The following is a 17,495-nucleotide window of genomic DNA, read 5'->3' as shown; positions in this document are numbered from 1 at the left end:
GTCTAGAACATTACAAACAAGTACATGTTTAGCATAAAATTGAACCGCCGTATACGGATCCGTACGTACGGTGGTGTGAGGGGACGGATAATCAAATAATGATTATCCTCCTACTCGATATCCTAGGGGCTAGGGACAGGCAGACTAAATCCATCCTGTCCCGTGGGAAGCTAGGTCCAACTCCTACTGAATGAAGTTTCACTTTATTACAAAAGATGAAATGATCCATTAGGCTTCACTTATTATATCTTTTACTGTGTCGCGCTCGATCAATTTAGTACTTAAAGTAATCCGCTTTGCGATCGGATTCCCCTCTGACTCCATTCGCTCCTTTAAAGTATTAATTCCTAATTCACCCATTTCCTCTGTATAGACTTTTACGGTTGTTAATGCAGGTGTCAGAAACTGTGAAATCGATAGATCATTAATACTTATGATACTCACGTCGTCTGGAACGCGTAATTTATGTTCCCGTAGTGCATTAAGGCATCCTAATGCGATTTCATCATTTACAGCAAAAAAAGCAGTAGGAAGATTGTCACTTAATGTTGTTAAAGCCTCGTTCATTAATCGGTAGCCGACTTGAGTATTGGGTTCCGATGTGTTTGTAAAAAAGAATAGAGATTCATCAAACAGGTTCTTTGACTTTAAATAGTCAATAAAAGTGTAAATAGCTGGTGATTTGTATTTACGATACCCGTGTAAGTGTTTCTTATCTTCTGCGCCAATAAAGCCAATTCTTTTATGCCCTTTTTCAATTAAATGCGTTAAAGCAATTTCTGTAGCCTGTGAGAAATCACCGTTTATTGTATCAAAACCATTCAAGGGATGATTGTTGCCAATAAAAACAACATTCTTATTTAATTTAGTCAATTCATCTACTGATTGTTGATCAAATTTACCAATTGCAAGAATCCCTTCTATATTATTCGGTAATCCATTTTTTATCGTTGTCATTTTTAATAAATTCAGGCCTAATTCTGCGGCTCTTTTTTCTACTCCGATTCGAATTGACATATAGTAAATATCGTCAATCTCCTCTTTAGCATCTAACCATTGAATAATTGCGATATTTGTAATGGCTTCATCACGTCGCTGTTTCTTACGTATATGTTTTGTGTAATTTAACTTCTCCGCTGTTTCAAATACCTTCTGTTTTGTTTCATGAGTAACCGATAAACTCGGATCATAACTTAAGACACGAGAAACGGTTGTAATTGATAGATTTGTTTTCTTTGCAATATCTTTAATTGTAGCCATTCTAGCACCCCCTTTTTTAAAACTAAAGCTAATTTTATCGCAGCGCAACTGTCAGCCCGATTGGTTTAAGGGCCTTTGGTGATACCCCTATGGTAGTAACAAATGCTTTTGCTGGAACGAGTAACCCTAGTCCCAGTCCCATTCAGGGGGAAGACAGACCATATCTACCAGGTCCTGTAGGTCCAGCCCCCATCGATTGAAGTTTTGCTTTATCATTGCCTATAAAAGATGGAATTATATATAAATTGTGATCCCACTTTTAGATTTATTTTTTAGCCTTTTTTATGCTGATGTTTGAATTAGAGATCGGTATGACAAGAGGCTATATGAAGGGATGATTTGTATCAAAACTTCAATATTTGTCAAAGATACAGATTTGTTAGTGATCTTATTCTAATATATCACAAACTTAACTTTGAGATATACTTGATGTGTTAACAGCAAAGGAAATAGACGTGGTTGGCTGGTTTAGTTCTTGACATTAAATGCTTTTATCCTAGTAATTGAAGAATGAAATTAATAAAATTTAGTGAAAAATAGTGAAACAATAAAAATATTTCACTAAAATAGTTGCCAAGTGCATATAATCATAATATAATAACAGTGTTGAAAGCGCAATCATTTTATTTATCTCAAATAGAGTAAGTGAAAATAATAATAATTTTACTAAACATTGGGTGAAATTATCATTTATCACAGTAAAAATATCAGGAAGACTTCCACTTCAAGCATTCGAAGGAAACTAAGCATTGTAAGCGGGAGATTAACTGACGGCCCGATTGGTTCAAGAGTCTTTAGGCCATACCCTTGTGGTAGGAGCAAATGTTTTAGCTGGGATGAGTAATGGCAAATCACTTCGCTGAGGTGAATAATCGCGGTCCCAATCCAATCAGTGGGGTTAGGGGAAGGCAGATTAAACCCATCAGGTCCTGTGGTAAGTTCTGCATGACAAGGTCCTGTAGACCCCCTCCACTTATTGAAGTTTCACTTTATCTAGGGGAAAATCATGGCAAGTTCATTTAAAAGGTAAATTAATTTTTGCAATGAAAGGAGAGGATGTTGTCAAAGGCTATATTACTATTAATGAGTTAAAAAAATCGGAAATGTTGTATTTGAAAAGGAAAAGGTGATTTGAGCAAGGATAGAACTATTATGGTCAAATATAATACAATTATCCTATACAACAAAATGTTTGCGATTTCATGCTTAAAGTAAAAGATTTATAAAAGGTGGCTGACAAGATGGTTAAAGAGATGACTAAATTAATGGGAGAAGAATATGCTCTAGAACAGGAAATTGATTTTGTATTATCGAAAATAAGGGAAAACATCCCTAATTTCTATAATAAAGTTCCGTGGGCAGCTTCGAAGAATTTAGTCTATGAAGCAACTCCTAATAATTATTGGACATCTGGATTTTGGGTAGGGATGTTGCTGTTAGCAAAGGAAATAACTAATAGTTCAGAATTTGATGATGTAATTTGCGCTCAAATCAATAGTTTTCAAGAACGTTTAGCTAATAAAGTAGAATTAGAGACACATGACATTGGTTTCCTTTATACGCTTTCAGCGATAGCAGATTATCGAGTAAATGGAAACGAATCGTCAAGGCAAATGGCTATCGATGCTGCGGAAGTCTTAATGGTTCGCTACAATGAGAAAGCAGGCATAATTCAAGCATGGGGTAATTTGGATGACGTTCAAGAGAGCGGACGAATGATTATTGATTGTTTAATGAATTTATCTTTACTTTATTTTGCTTCAGAACAGACTGGAGACGATAAATACAGGCTTGCGGCTAATCGGCATGCAAAGCAAACGCAAAAGTATATTGTGCGTGAAAATGCAACAACTTATCATACTTACTTTTTTGATCGCCAAACAGGTGAAGCGATTCGAGGCGAGACTGCTCAAGGATATGCCCATGATTCTTGTTGGGCAAGGGGTCAAGCATGGGGAATTTACGGTTTTACCTTGAGTTACTTGCATACTGGCGATGATTCGTTCCTAGAAACTGCCGAGCAATTAGCGGATTATTATCTCTCTCGCTTGCCTGAAGACCATATTGCATACTGGGATTTAGTATTTAGCGATGGAAGCGATCAAGAACGCGATAGTTCAGCGTCTGCAATTGCTGTAAGTGGTTTATTAGAACTTGCAAAACAGCTCCCCCTTTCTCATCCAAAGAGAAGTTATTATGAAAAAAGGGCAATCCAAATCATTCAATCACTCAGTCAATCGTACACGACAAAGGAGAAACCACATTCAAATGGTATCTTAACACAAGGTGTTTATGACAAAAATAGTAATAAGGGTGTAGATGAATGTGTGATTTGGGGAGATTATTTCTATTTTGAAAGTTTAATAAAACTGGCTAAAAGCTGGAATAGTTATTGGTAAATAATATGATTATCTGGAGGTAAACAAAATGAGTAAATCAATCGCTCGTTTAACAAAGTTAATATCTGTTCTATTTTTTGCTGTTATTGTCTTGGGAGCATGTTCGGGAACTGGTGATGACGATAATGTAAGCGGTTCAAATTCGGATGATACAGGAGAAACTACTGAAGACACAAATAGTGATGATGGCGGGGAAACAACATTAACTTGGGCACTTTGGGATAAGGATGCAACCGTTTATTACGAACCGTTAGTAGAAGCGTTTGAGGCGGACCATCCAAATATTAAAATTGAGCTCCTAGACCTCGGTTCAACAGATTATCAGACTGTCTTGGGAACGCAATTATCGGGTGGTGACAGTTCGATTGATATTGTTACTGTGAAAGATATCCCTGGTTATGCCTCTTTGATTAATAGAAATCAATTAGAGCCTTTAAGTGAGTTAGCAAGTGATATTGATTTGGATCAATATAGTGGAACAGTTGAACAGATTACTGTAGATGGTGAATATTATGCATTACCATTTAGAAGTGATTTCTATGTAATGTACTATAACAAAGATTTATTTGATGCGGCAGGAGTTGACTATCCAACTAATAATCTTACTTTTGATGAATATGATCAAATTATACGTGAGGTGTCTGAAAAGGGAACAGAGGCCACAGGATCACCCGTATATGGCGGACATTATCATGTCTGGAGAAGTCAAGTTCAAATGTATGGTTTATTAGACGGACAGAATACATTGGTAACGGATGATTATTCTTTCTTAGAACCTATTTATGAAACAGTACTAGCGCAACAAAATGATGGAGTTGTTCAAGACTTTGCTACATTGAACATATCTAGTTTACACTATTCGGCAGCCTTTTACCAAAATGATGTAGCTAGTTTATTAATGGGAACTTGGTTTATTCCGACTCTTGCTACTGCAATTGAAGAGGGAGAAAGCGAAGATTTTAATTGGGGTATGGTTACAATGCCTCTAACTGAAGGCGCGGAAGAAGGAACATCAACAGGGACGATTACAACACTTGGTATTAGTTCTAATTCAGAAAATAAAGATGAGGCTTGGAAATTCATTGAGTTTGTTACAAGTGAAGAAGGTTCTCAAATTATTGCTGATACAGGTACAATGCCAGCTATTCAATCAGATGAAATAATTGATATCATCGCTACATCTCCAGGTTTCCCTGATGATGAGCAAAGCAAGGAAGCCTTGTCTGTAACAACAACTTATTTGGAATTACCTTTGGATGAAAATGCAGCTCAAGTAGAAACCATCTTAAATGCTACGCATGATAGTATTATGACTGAAAGTATGCCAGTTTCCGATGCATTAGAGGATGCATCGAACCAAGTAGGGGCACTATTGGAATAGCATTTATGCTTAATAGGCAGGCTACTGCCTGCCTTTTCTTTTTTAAGCTGGGAGGAGGGAAATGACTTGAAGAATAAAGAAGAGCTAGGCAATCGAATGGATAAAGAGAATCCTAATAAAAAACCGAAGATTAAAAGGAATTCTAAAAAGGTTCGAAAGATTAAGGAAAACCTCACTGCCTATTCATTCATTGCACCAAATTTTATTGGGTTTGCTATTTTTACACTTGGCCCCATTCTATTTGCTGTTGTTTTATCTTTATATCAATGGGATGGAAGCAATCCAATGAAATTTGTTGGATTTGATAATTATTTAAAAATGTGGAATGATGTTCGGGTCCATGCTGCCTTTTGGAATACCATTATATATGCAGTGGGGACGGTACCCTTAACATTAGTCACTTCGATTGGCATAGCGATATTATTGAATCAAAAAATTAAAGGAAGGAATATTTTTAGGACAGTCAGTTTCTTCCCTTACGTTGCCTCATTAGTTGCTGTTGCTGCTGTATGGAATATGATTTTTAGTCCAGTGAATGGTCCAGTTAACGAAGTTTTGAGATTAATAGGAGTTACAAACCCACCAAAGTGGGCAGCTGATAGTGATTGGGCTATGTTTACCGTTATCCTATTTAGCGTGTGGAAACAAATGGGCTATTACATGGTTATTTTCCTGGCGGGATTACAAGGGATTTCAGCAGAATTGTATGAAGCAGCAGAATTAGATGGAGCGAATAAGTGGAAACAATTCATTAATGTTACCTTGCCTCAATTGAAGCCAGTTACCTTTTTTGTCTTAATGATATTAACAATTAATAGTTTTAAAGTTTATGACATTATTTATATGATTACCCAAGGTGGACCAGGGACATCAACGTTAGTATTGGTATATGAAATATATAATACAGGTTTTATGAATTGGGATCTTGGTTATTCAAGTGCGATTTCAATGCTTCTATTCGCGGTGGTACTTATTGTTACACTTATCCAATTTAAGGGTGAAAAGAACTTTGCTAACGAGTAAGGGAATGGAGGATGAGAAATGAAAAAGAGAGAAAGGCTGACAAGAACACTTATTTATCTCATGTTAATTGTTGTCACGGTAACCATGTTGTTTCCATTCCTTTGGATGTTATCATCATCTATTAAATTGGATAAAGATATTTTTGTCTTTCCAATGCAATGGATTCCTGATAATCCACAATGGAGTAATTATCGAGATATATGGACTAGAATACCGTTGATGACTTTTATTAAAAATACAGCTAAGATTACTTTAACTGTAACTGCATTACAACTTCTAACAAGTAGTTTCGCTGCTTATGCTTTTTCAAAGCTACATTTTAAAGGAAGAGATATTCTATTCATGGCTTACATCGCAACGATTGCGATCCCTTGGCAAGCTTATATGGTTCCGCAATTTATCATGATGAGAAGTTTGGGATTAAATAACACTCACTTGGCTATTATTCTATTACAAGCTTTCTCAGCATTTGGTGTGTTTATGATGAGACAATTTTACCAAGGGATACCGGACTCGTTGATAGAGGCGGCTCGAATTGATGGGATGAATGATTATCAAATATATGCTCGAATAATGTTACCATTATCTAAACCAGCAATTTCAACACTTACTATTTTTACATTTGTTACGACATGGAATGACTTTTTAGGTCCACTATTGTATTTGACAAGAGATGAATTAAAGACAATTCAAATCGGTTTACGAATGTTTATTACTCAATATTCAGCAGAATATGGATTAATCATGGCAGCATCGGTGGTTGTGTTAATTCCTGTTCTAATTGTATTTCTATCCTTACAAAAATACTTTGTTCAAGGGGTTGCAGCAACAGGGGTTAAAGGATAAATTTGAGAAGAAGGGTGGTATTTTGATCAATGCTTGCTCTTCTTACTCAAATTTATAAAATAGATAATATTTCAAAGTGAGAGATTGCAGTGAAAAAATTTTACAGTAAAGATGTTGAGCATATTTGGGAATATTACAAGCTACATATTTTGGCAGTGATTGGTGGTATTATTCTGACTGTAATGGTGATTCATTCAGTAGTGGAAAAACCTGATGTAATTTGGAATGCCTTTTATATTAATAACTTGATGACTGATGCTGAGTCACAAATGTTGATGAAAGATTTCCAAAAGAATTTCCTGGGCGATGAGAACCATTATTATAGTTTTGATACCAATTTAACTTTTTCAATAAATCAACCTGCTTATGGTGATCATGAGCAAATGGCAAAATTCACTATGCTTATTGCTGCTAAAGAAATTGACTTCCTAGTTGCTGATGATATAACTATAGAACATTATGTTTCATTGGGAGGGTTTCATGATTTAAATGTTTTCTTATCGAATGAGGAGAAGCAAAAATGGGATGAAAATTTGGTTTACTTAGAAGGAGCAGATGGGATTGAAAGAATTTACGGTTTAAATATAACTGATATAATCACTTCTTTTCAAAGTGAATTCACTGAAAATGAATTCATTGCTTCGATTCCAATTAATTCAGAAAATGAGGAAATCACACGTCAGTTTATTGACTACCTCTATCTGAATAAATAACTAAACTAAAAAAAAGGGTTGTTAATAATGAAAGAGTTATTTAATCTAGAACATCCTCTATGGAAAATGATGAGTTTGTTATCTGACTTCATGTTATTGACAATAATTTGGATTCTATTTTCTTTACCATTGATAACGATTGGTCCTTCATTGATAGCCTTTTTCCATGTAGGTGTGATATTGAATCAGAAAGCTGGAAGAGGTGTGATACGTGAGTTTATAACAACGTTTAAGAATAATTTCAAGTCTAGTTTTTGGATAGGGATGTTAGTTCTTTTTTTAGGTGTTGTTATGAGTGTTAACTTATGGTATTTCCACGTGACGGATGGATCTCTAACGACTTTTTTCTTCTTTGTTTTTCTATTCTTAAGTATTTGCTTAATTAGTTTTTTCTTGTATCTGTTTCCATACTTAGCTATTTTCAAAGGGTCCATAAAAGAGATTATGATGCTCGCTTTTTATTCAGCTATCAGGCATTTTAAATGGACCTTGTTTATGTTTGTCATTAATGGAACGATTTTGTTTATTACTTTTTACCCCGCCCCCTACCTTGTCTTTTTTACAATTGGCGGAATTGCTTATTTAGATGCTAAAGTTATTTTAATGCTTGTTGAGGATTATAACTACACTTCTATTCGCCCCCTTCAATTTAAGGTGTGAGCAGCTATAGTCATAAGGTGATAGGCTAAGGAATAGTTTTTATGAATATCGGCTTTCATATTTGCTTTGATATTAAATCTAATGGACTTTATCAGGGGAGGTCTGAATCATCAACATGTCCAATCATTTTAAATTCATCAGAGATACCGAATATGTTAATTTAATTAGCGAATTAAGAGAAGACTTTAATCGTATGAATTCACAAGATTTGAACGATCCAGACTTTTCAACCTACCAGTTGTATTTTCAAACGGGTGATCGGCAAACATATGAGCAAATCTATTTTAATAAGCGGAAATATTTAACCTTGTTAGCCTTATTAACATTGGATTCACCTAACAATCAAACCTATATAAGGCAATTAGAAAATATCATCTTTTCAATTTGCCAAGAATTCACCTGGTGTCTACCCGCCCATATTAATCAAGAATATGAGGAAAATGCAGAAGTTAGAAGTTACACAGTTGATTTATTTGCCTGTGAAACGGCTGCTTCACTTGCTGAAATCATTAGCTTATTAACAGACCATTTATCTGATTCGCTAGTCAAAATTGTTAAGGCAACCATTAACGAACGAGTCATCGTGCCATTCGAGGAGCAAGATCGATATGAATGGGAGACATCAAAGACAAATTGGGCATCCGTATGTGCGGGTTCAATAGGGATGGTTGCTCTTTATTTAATCGATGATCAAGCTAAACGGGAACGAATAATAACTAGAGTAAAAGTAATTTTGGAAGACTTTTTAGCTGGTTTTAGCGATGATGGTGCTTGTCTAGAGGGAATTCATTATTGGCAATATGGTTTTCGATATTTTACTTATTTTGCAGATTTATTATATGAAAAAACAGAAGGTAGGGATCATTTATTTGCTAATAAAAAAATCGCTAAGATTGCTGCCTTTCAACAAAAAATTTACTTAGGTAAAGATAAAGTGGCAAATTTCTCCGATTCGCCAGCCCAAGTGGAGCCGGCTTATGAACTTTCATATTATTACAAAGGAATATTCCCTGACCAGATTGAAATACCACCAGGACAACTTAAAGCAGATTATATCCTAGATCATTGTGGAAGGTGGGCTCCAGCCTTACGGAAACTAATTTGGCGTGGGACTGAACAATCAAAGGAGAATTGGAACGATGGTACTTATTGGCTTAAGCATGCTCAAATTTATCTACAACGCGATCGATTGTTTCAATTTGCAACAAAGGGTGGTCACAATAATGAGCCACATAATCACAATGATCTGGGCCATTTTATACTCTACTATAGAGACCATCCCTTACTCATTGATTTAGGAGCTGGAGAGTATAATAGAGAATACTTTTCTGATCAAAGATATCAATTTATTCAGACGTCTTCGCTTGGTCATTCGGTACCGGTTATTTGTGGACAGCAACAGTTAACAGGAGAAAAGGCAGTTGCTGAACCACTAGAACAGATCAATGAGAGTGCCCCAGTGATTGGATTTGATTTAACACGGGCTTACTCTGTACCCACACTTAAGAGTTATCGACGCGTTTTTAAAGTCAATGTACCAGAGTCAGAGCTTACGGTTATCGATCAATTTGATTTTTCGAGCTGTGATCAAGAGATTGATGAAACGTTTATTTTAGCTGATCTATCATTTGATGAGAAGGAGAATGAATTGCTCCTTTTTAATGAAGATATCAAAATGGTTGTTCAATTTTCAAATGAAATAAATGATTATCAGATTAGAAGATTTGCTTATATTGATCATTTTGGTCAAAAGCAAACGGCTTTAAAGTTGCTAGTAAAATGTCATGTGAAAACAAAACACTTCAAATTTAGAATAAGATTTATCTGTGATGATAGAGGAGGTAAACCGAATGATACCTATTCAAAAGAACCCATTAATAACAAGACAGGACCTAATTGATGCAACAAATCAATTGATCGAACCATTAAAAAACCATTATTCAAAGTCGAATACACAAATTCAACTGCTAGCGACAGGTGCAGCGTATTCGAGGAAAACAATCGGAATAGAAGGATTTTCTCGTGTCTTGTGGGGATTAGCGCCATTGTTTGCAGGTGGTGGATCGAGTCAACTATTAGAAAAGCATCGCGAAGGATTGATAAATGGAACAAATCCGAAGCATCCAGATTATTGGGGTGATGTAGGTGATTTTGATCAAATCATTGTTGAGATGGCTGCGATCGGTTATAGTTTAGCGCTCGCTCCAGAGTACTTTTGGGATCCATTAAATGCTGATCAGAAACATCAATTGGCTACCTGGCTTAAACAAATTAATCATGTCAAAGCGCATGATTGTAATTGGTTGTTTTTCGCTGTTATTGTGAATCTTGGGTTGAAGCAGGTTGGTGAAGCATTTGACCAACAATTGGTTGAACGTCATTTAAATCGGATTGAAGATTTTTATCTAGGAGAAGGCTGGTATAAAGATGGTGAAGTAGCACATGTTGATTATTACGGGCCGTTTGCAATACATTTCTATAGTTTAATTTATGCGAAATTTATGGAAACAGAGGATCCTAAACGAGCAAAGGTTTATAAAGAGCGAGCCAAATTGTTTGCTAAAGACTTTGTTTATTGGTTTTCTGAAAATGGTCAAGCCTTACCGTATGGACGAAGTTTAACCTATCGCTTTAGTCAAGTCGCATTCTTTGCCGCTTATGTGTTTGCGGAAGTTGAACCAGAAGCGAATGGTTGGATAAAAGGAATCATATTAAGATACTTTAGATATTGGTTCAAACAACCTATTTTTAATGGCGACCAAACGCTTACTGTTGGTTATCTCTATCCAAATCTATTTATGAGTGAAAATTATAATTCACCTTGTTCACCTTATTGGGCATTAAAAAGCATGCTCATTTTAGCTTTACCTGATCAGCATTCTTTTTGGCAAGTTGAAGAACAAATGTTACCTACTCTTGAATTAAGTCATGTTAATCAAACGATTGAAAAAACAATCATCCGTGATTCTGAAAGCCAGCATGTTGTATTATTTCCATCAGGATATAAACACACAAACGCACATACACATACAGCCGCAAAATATGAGAAATTTGCTTATTCTAGTCATTTTGGTTTTAGTGTACCTCGTTCAGAATGGTCACTGGAACAAGGAGCCTATGATTCAATGCTGGCGGTAAGTGAAAAAGATGATTATTATCGAGTAAAGAGAACAGTGATTGAAAAGAGTTACCAAGCGGATTATCTTTATATGAAATGGAGTCCTTGGAATGATGTCGAAATTGAAAGTTGGGTTATCCCAGGATTGCCATGGCATGTTCGGGTTCATCGGATTCGGACGGCAAGAGGATTAAACTTTGCGGATGGTGGCTATGCCTTATCCACCACCCATAGTCAAGTAGATAGAAAGATTATTCTAGAAGACGATAATATCTGTGCCTATTTTAATTCTGGGGTGGTTGGGGCCCTTCGACTATTAGGAGATGCTAAACCGATAGAGCTATATCCAAATAGTAATACAAATATGATGGCGACAAATACAATCATTCCAACTTTAAAGGGAGAGCTTGAACCTGGTATACATTTAGTAGGTCATGCTTTTTATGGTCAACCTAATCAGACATTAGATGTTGAACAGTATCGAGCAACACTTCCCAAATTAAATAGTTTTAAAGAAAATCAATTGGCAGTCCAATTAAATGGCCAAGTCACTTATCTCACCTTAACTTCAAATATTTGAGGGAGACTAAAAAAACGGAAAGCTATGAGTGTTGACTAGAAAAATAAACGCGATCTAAAGTAGCTTAAAAAGCTACTTTAGATCGTGATCAACAATCTTTCTTGATAGAGTGGAATTTCAATCAACGGGGTTGGGCTTATATGATCTAGGTTTAGCTTGTGAAGCCCCTACCGCTTCTTGAAGTAGGAGTCCTATTGATAGTTGCACTGCGGTAACATAAGTTGCAAGGCACTTAAGGATAAGTTTAAAGTGTCTAATCTTTAAGATTCTGGGTGATCATTGACTCTAGAAAACTTTGTATATAGATGGAGGAACCTAATCATAGCTAAATCCAATCGCCCAACATAAAATTCTTGATATCAAAGGATAGGAGTGTTATAAAAATGAAGGTAAAAATTGAAGTGATCAATCAGGCTGGAGAGGTAATGAGGTCAAAAGCATTTGAGCAAAGAGGCTATTTAGATTATATAGCTACTTATCGCCAAGGTGATAGTATTCGAGTATCTGTTGATCAGCCGGAGCAGTATCTTGTTGTTCAGATGGACGAGTCATTGAATCCTTCCCTTATTTATTTGAAGGAAAAGACTTGGGAATACAAAATTCCAATCGATGAAAAGGCAAGAGAGGCCTATCCGATAAAAGCATTTTTAGGGGATAAACATTATATAAGTGCTCGTTTAGCAGAGGATAATGAAATATCACAATATCAGAATCTAGCACTTAACCCTCACGACCAAAAACAAGATTCAGGTGCCTACCCACATGCAAGTGCGAATGTAGAAACCCGAAATGATTCGACTTTCTTTGCTCGAAATGCGATTGATGGTGTGATCGCAAATGAAGATCATGGTCCTTACCCCTATCAATCTTGGGGGATTAATCAACAAGCTGATGCCTGTTTAAGGGTTGACTTTGGTAGGTTAGTTGAAATAGACAAAATTGCGCTAGTGCTCAGGGGAGATTATCCTCACGATAGTTACTGGACTCAAGTGACCTTAGTATTTTCCGATGGCTCAACAGAAGTTGTCCCACTAAAAAAACTATTGGAGCCACAGATTATAAAAATAGAACAAAAAAGAATTGCCTGGTTGGAAATCAAGGAACTGATCAAGGCAGAAGATGATTCACCATTCCCGGCTTTAACACAAATTGAAGTGTATGGAAAGAATATAAGATCGTAAGGGAAAACCCCTTATGTGGTTAGTAGAAAAGAAACCCTTGAGTTTAGATGTGCCGACTTATCGAAGAGTAACTGATGCTAAGGTCTCTATTGAATGGGGTTTACTTTATAAAAAACTCGTTTTTTAAAAAGACGAGTTTTTTTGTTTGTCCAGCAAGTGAATGTCCACCTATTTACCGCAAGTCTTATAGAGGAAAGTAGACTAAACAAATCGATTGATTCTTGAACAATCGCTAGTAGCTTATTTAAATTTTAAAAGTCTGGTGAGAGCAATTGAATGATGCATGATCTTATTTCTATTATGATTTAAAAGGGATGCATTCTGTTAGAAATCAACTAAAAAAGTGAGTAGTGATAAACAAACATGAGGAAATACCTTAGGAAGTATTGGTATTTCTCCATAGTCTAAAAATAAAACGAGATACCATTGTTTGAAACGAAAAATGTAAAGCTAAAGTTACTATAATGGTAGATAGGGACCATATTTCATATTCATTGGAGGGAAATAGATGAAACGTTTTTTAAATGTTGTATTATCCTTTTTACTTGTCTTCACAGCCACGCCAATAAATATGATGGTAGAGGCTGTTGGTGGAAAGAAACTGTATAATCAACCGGCCATTTATACTGAGGCTGGGGATCAAGAAGTAACCTTAAATTGGATCAAACCTATAGCTAAGGGCAAGAAAATGTTATTTGTTGGTGCCGGGCTACCAGCGGATGATAAGACAATTCAGTACCTAGAAACACTAGGATTTTCTACAATTGATTTCGCAGATGCTAATGAGGTAAAAACAGAAGATGCGGAAGGTTATGATCTTGTTTTTGTCGGTGAATCTTCTAGTTCTTCATATATCAATCAGAAGTTTCTAGATTTGCCTATCCCGGTTATCTATTCAAAAGGTTGGGTGCTAGATAAGGTTTACTTAAGTAGTGGAGAGCTTGGTAAATATGGCGATTTAGATAATCAAACAGCTCTTGAAATTAAAGATCCACAACATCCACTTTCTGCAGGATTAGACGGTAGGGTTGAAGTATATTCAGAATCAGGGAAAATGAACTTTGGTACGCCAAGTGAAGAGGCTACTGTTATCGCGACAATAGAAGGAAAAGATGAACATGCCTCTATTTTTGCATATGATAAAGGGGCAAAAGATGTCAGAGGTAATCCAGTACCAGCTCGAAGAGTGTCAACATTTTTATTTGCAGGGCAGGAAGATGAGGTCACTCAGGAAGGTTGGGAACTGATAAAGGCAGCAGTGATCTGGGCGCTTGGTCTAGAGGATGAGATGAATACTTCCAATGAGACCTACCGGATCCAACGAGCTACTACTTCAGGAGGCCCATATGAAGAAATTGCTACTGTCAATGATACAACCTATCATGATACAGATTTAGAAAACAATATCACTTATTATTATCTAGTGACCTTAGTGACTGAACAGGTAGAGTATGAAGTTTTTCCGGAAATTAGTGCTACACCAGTAGTCCCATTAAATGCTCCGAATGAATTGAAAGCGGTTGCTGGGAACGGTGAGGTTGAAATAAGTTGGGATCCTGTAGATGGCGCTACATCATATCTTGTAAAACGTAGTATTGATGGTGACATTTATGAAACTGTTGGTGATGTTACAGATACAAAGTATATAGATTATGAAGTAGAAAATGAGACAACCTATCATTATATTATTCTCGCAAAGAATGATGTCACATCGAGTGAAGCATCGGACCCAGTTTCTGTCACACCAGTAGATACAAGTCCGATCATCACATTAGATCAAGAAGCGACATCCTATGTAAATAAAGATACATTTACAATATCGGGTTCACTTGATCGGGAAGCGACTATTTTTATAAATAATCAGGAAATTGAATTACAACCTGATTTAAGTTTTTCTTCAAAAGTGACTTTGGATATTGGCGAAAATCTGGTATCTATTACAGCGGTAGATGGAAATGGCGAACAAAGGGATTTAGATATTACCGTCATTTATGATAATCAGCCACCGCTTGTAAATTTAGATGAAATAGACGGTGAACTAAATGATGGTATTTATAAAACAAAATATAATCCATTACCAATTTCCGGCTCAATTAGTGAAAAGGGTTATCTCGTAATTAATGGAGAAGAGGTTGATTTAACAGATGATTTAAATTTTGATACAAGTATTGACCTTGATCCTGAAGAGGTAAACCATATATCGATAAAAGGGGTGGATTTAGCAGGTAATGAATCTGAAACGATTAACATAAAGGTGTTGCCTGATAAGAATGCTGTTCCAAAAGGCCCGATTAAAATAGTCAAATCAATTGTTAAAGAGCCAAATATGATTGAGCTTACCTTTAATGGGAAAATAGAACACCTTGATCCAAATGATTTAGAGCTATTGTCAGCTATGGGGGATTGGGAGAAGCAAAATCCTAATCTGACTGCTAACTTTAACATCCTAAATACAGAGGTTGGGACCAATGCACAAAGTCAAACAACACTAACAATAGAAGTCGAGGAAACCTTTAATATGGATGGAACAGTCCAACATGAAATTGAAGAAGATCCACACAAGGTTCCTTACCTAAGGGCGTCCTATTACTCAGATGACTTGGAAAAGTCGATTGAACAAGCGGATAATTTATTAACTTGGCAAATGGATCACGGAGGATGGGCAAAAAACAAATCAGATAATGATTACACAAGACCTTGGGATGGAAAGGAAAGAAAATCTGAATCCTATTCCTTTATACACGACACAGAGGCAGGAACAATTGACAATGATGCAACAGTTGATGAAATTCTTTTTCTAGCTTTAATGTATAAGGAAACAGGAAAGGAAGAATATAAAGAAGCTTCATTGCGTGGGATTCATTACATTCTAGAATCACAATATGATACGGGCGGCTTTCCACAAGTCTATCCCTTAGTTGGTGGTTATCCAGATGCGGTTACATTTAACGACAATGCCATGGTTCGTGTTTTGAATGCACTTACCTTAATTTCAGAGAAAAAGTATCCATTTAATTCGGACCTTGTCAGTGATGATTTGATTGATCAGGTCAACCAATCATTAGATGCTGCATTGGAATATATTTTAAACGCTCAAATTGAGGTTGACGGTAGATTGACTGCATGGGGACAACAACATGATCCAGTTACTTATGAGCCTGTACTAGGACGCGCTTATGAATTGCCTTCTATTACAGCTAATGAATCAATTGGAATAGTTAAATATTTGATGTCTTTACCAGACCAATCACCAGAAGTAAAAACAGCGATTAAAAGTGCTTTGGATTGGTATGAAGAGGTTAAGGTAGAAGGTGTTAAATATATATCTGGTGATCCGGAGAATCAATATTTTTATGATGATCCTGATAGTACAATGTGGTATCGTTATTATGAAATTGGAACCAATAAGCCGATCTTTTCAGGAAGAGATGGGGTTAAGAAATATGATCTTATGGAAGTTGAAGAAGAGAGAAGAAATGGCTATCAATGGGCAGGAGATTATGGCAGTAAGACGATAGAAATAGCAAATACTACTGCTTATTATCAAGATCGTGCATATGTTAAAGTAGTCAATAACAACTCATATAATGCAGCGGGGGAAACCTTAGAAATCGGTGAGCTATCGCGCATAGAGGCCTATGACGACTCGGAGAATCCTGATATTGATGATCCAGAAATAGAAGATCCTAATATTGAGGATCCAAAAGACCCAGCAGATTCCGAGGGCACTGATGATCAAGAAGACCAAGAGGATCCAGGGAAGAAGGAAGATCCTCAAGAGTCTGATGGCGAACCACAGCAAAATAAAAAAGAAGATCCTCGTGAAACAGAAAAGGAAAATATAAAAGATGAAGCAAGTAAACTTCCTAAAACAGCAACATCAACTTTTAACTTTATTATTGGCGGGATTTTAATTCTATTATTAGGTGGTGCCATTGCTCTTTTAGTGAATAAAAAGAATAGTAAACAAATGAATGATTAAGGTAACTTCTGATGGACTCTAGGTATTAATTTTATATTGATAACTATTCTATCAGATGGAGGGATTGGCTGTATTCCTAATCGGGATAGAGACCTTATCCATGGGAAACATTCTTTTTAACCAAAAAGCTAACCTGTAATCATAAAATAAGAGCCCTATAAATTCACATTTGAAACATGAATTTATAGGGCCTTTTTTAGTAAACCACAGATTTGATCTGTGGTTTTATTTTGTCCGTTTGGCATGGAAACAACTTTTAGAAAGGGTATCGCAAGCTCCGAGAATAGGGCTAGATCGTTTCACATGGTGATGTGAATCTTGAAGATCGCAAGTAGCAAAACCTGAGAATTCC

The 17,495-nt window shown here is 36.1% G+C and carries 11 protein-coding genes; 10 read left to right on the top strand and 1 reads right to left on the bottom strand.

Annotation, left to right across the window (positions count from 1 at the left end; all coding sequences use genetic code 11):
• Positions 1–228: 228 nt before the first annotated feature.
• Positions 229–1,260 (bottom strand): LacI family DNA-binding transcriptional regulator, encoded by a 1,032-nt coding sequence (locus KQI76_RS02055; RefSeq protein ID WP_216398634.1) that lies wholly within the window; start codon positions 1,258–1,260, stop codon positions 229–231.
• Between the two features lie 1,241 nt (positions 1,261–2,501).
• Here KQI76_RS02055 and KQI76_RS02050 point away from each other — a divergent pair.
• The 10 genes from KQI76_RS02050 to pelA all read left to right on the top strand — a co-directional run bounded on the left by KQI76_RS02050 (position 2,502) and on the right by pelA (position 17,143).
• Positions 2,502–3,659, top strand: a complete 1,158-nt coding sequence (locus KQI76_RS02050) for a glycoside hydrolase family 88 protein (protein ID WP_216398633.1) — start codon at positions 2,502–2,504, stop codon at positions 3,657–3,659.
• A 28-nt stretch (positions 3,660–3,687) separates the two neighbouring features.
• Positions 3,688–5,040: an ABC transporter substrate-binding protein gene (locus tag KQI76_RS02045; RefSeq protein ID WP_216398632.1), complete on the top strand. Its 1,353-nt coding sequence runs from the start codon at positions 3,688–3,690 to the stop codon at positions 5,038–5,040.
• 66 nt (positions 5,041–5,106) lie between these two features.
• Positions 5,107–6,063, top strand: a complete 957-nt coding sequence (locus KQI76_RS02040) for a carbohydrate ABC transporter permease (protein WP_253288759.1) — start codon at positions 5,107–5,109, stop codon at positions 6,061–6,063.
• A gap of 18 nt (positions 6,064–6,081) precedes the next feature.
• Positions 6,082–6,909: a carbohydrate ABC transporter permease gene (locus tag KQI76_RS02035; protein ID WP_216398631.1), complete on the top strand. Its 828-nt coding sequence runs from the start codon at positions 6,082–6,084 to the stop codon at positions 6,907–6,909.
• A gap of 89 nt (positions 6,910–6,998) precedes the next feature.
• Positions 6,999–7,622, top strand: a complete 624-nt coding sequence (locus KQI76_RS02030) for a hypothetical protein (protein ID WP_216398630.1) — start codon at positions 6,999–7,001, stop codon at positions 7,620–7,622.
• Positions 7,623–7,649: 27 nt separating this feature from the next.
• The gene (locus KQI76_RS02025) at positions 7,650–8,282 is read left to right on the top strand and encodes a YesL family protein (RefSeq protein WP_216398629.1); all 633 of its coding nucleotides are present in this window, start codon (positions 7,650–7,652) and stop codon (positions 8,280–8,282) included.
• 115 nt (positions 8,283–8,397) lie between these two features.
• The gene (locus KQI76_RS02020) at positions 8,398–10,182 is read left to right on the top strand and encodes a heparinase II/III domain-containing protein (protein WP_216398628.1); all 1,785 of its coding nucleotides are present in this window, start codon (positions 8,398–8,400) and stop codon (positions 10,180–10,182) included.
• On the top strand, positions 10,133–11,980 hold the full coding sequence (locus KQI76_RS02015) for a DUF2264 domain-containing protein (RefSeq protein WP_216398627.1): 1,848 nt from the start codon (positions 10,133–10,135) through the stop codon (positions 11,978–11,980). Before KQI76_RS02020 ends, KQI76_RS02015 begins: the two co-directional genes overlap by 50 nt.
• 383 nt (positions 11,981–12,363) lie before the next feature.
• Positions 12,364–13,161 (top strand): hypothetical protein, encoded by a 798-nt coding sequence (locus tag KQI76_RS02010; RefSeq protein ID WP_253288758.1) that lies wholly within the window; start codon positions 12,364–12,366, stop codon positions 13,159–13,161.
• Positions 13,162–13,669: 508 nt separating this feature from the next.
• Positions 13,670–17,143, top strand: coding sequence for a pectate lyase (pelA, locus tag KQI76_RS02005; protein ID WP_216398626.1), 3,474 nt, complete (start codon positions 13,670–13,672; stop codon positions 17,141–17,143).
• The last annotated feature ends 352 nt before the right edge of the window (positions 17,144–17,495 follow it).

The sequence above is a fragment of the Amphibacillus sp. MSJ-3 genome, assembly GCF_018919165.1.
Taxonomy (GTDB): domain Bacteria; phylum Bacillota; class Bacilli; order Bacillales; family Amphibacillaceae; genus Amphibacillus.
Note: the sequence above shows the minus strand (reverse complement) of the source record. Positions and strands in the feature narration are given on the sequence as shown.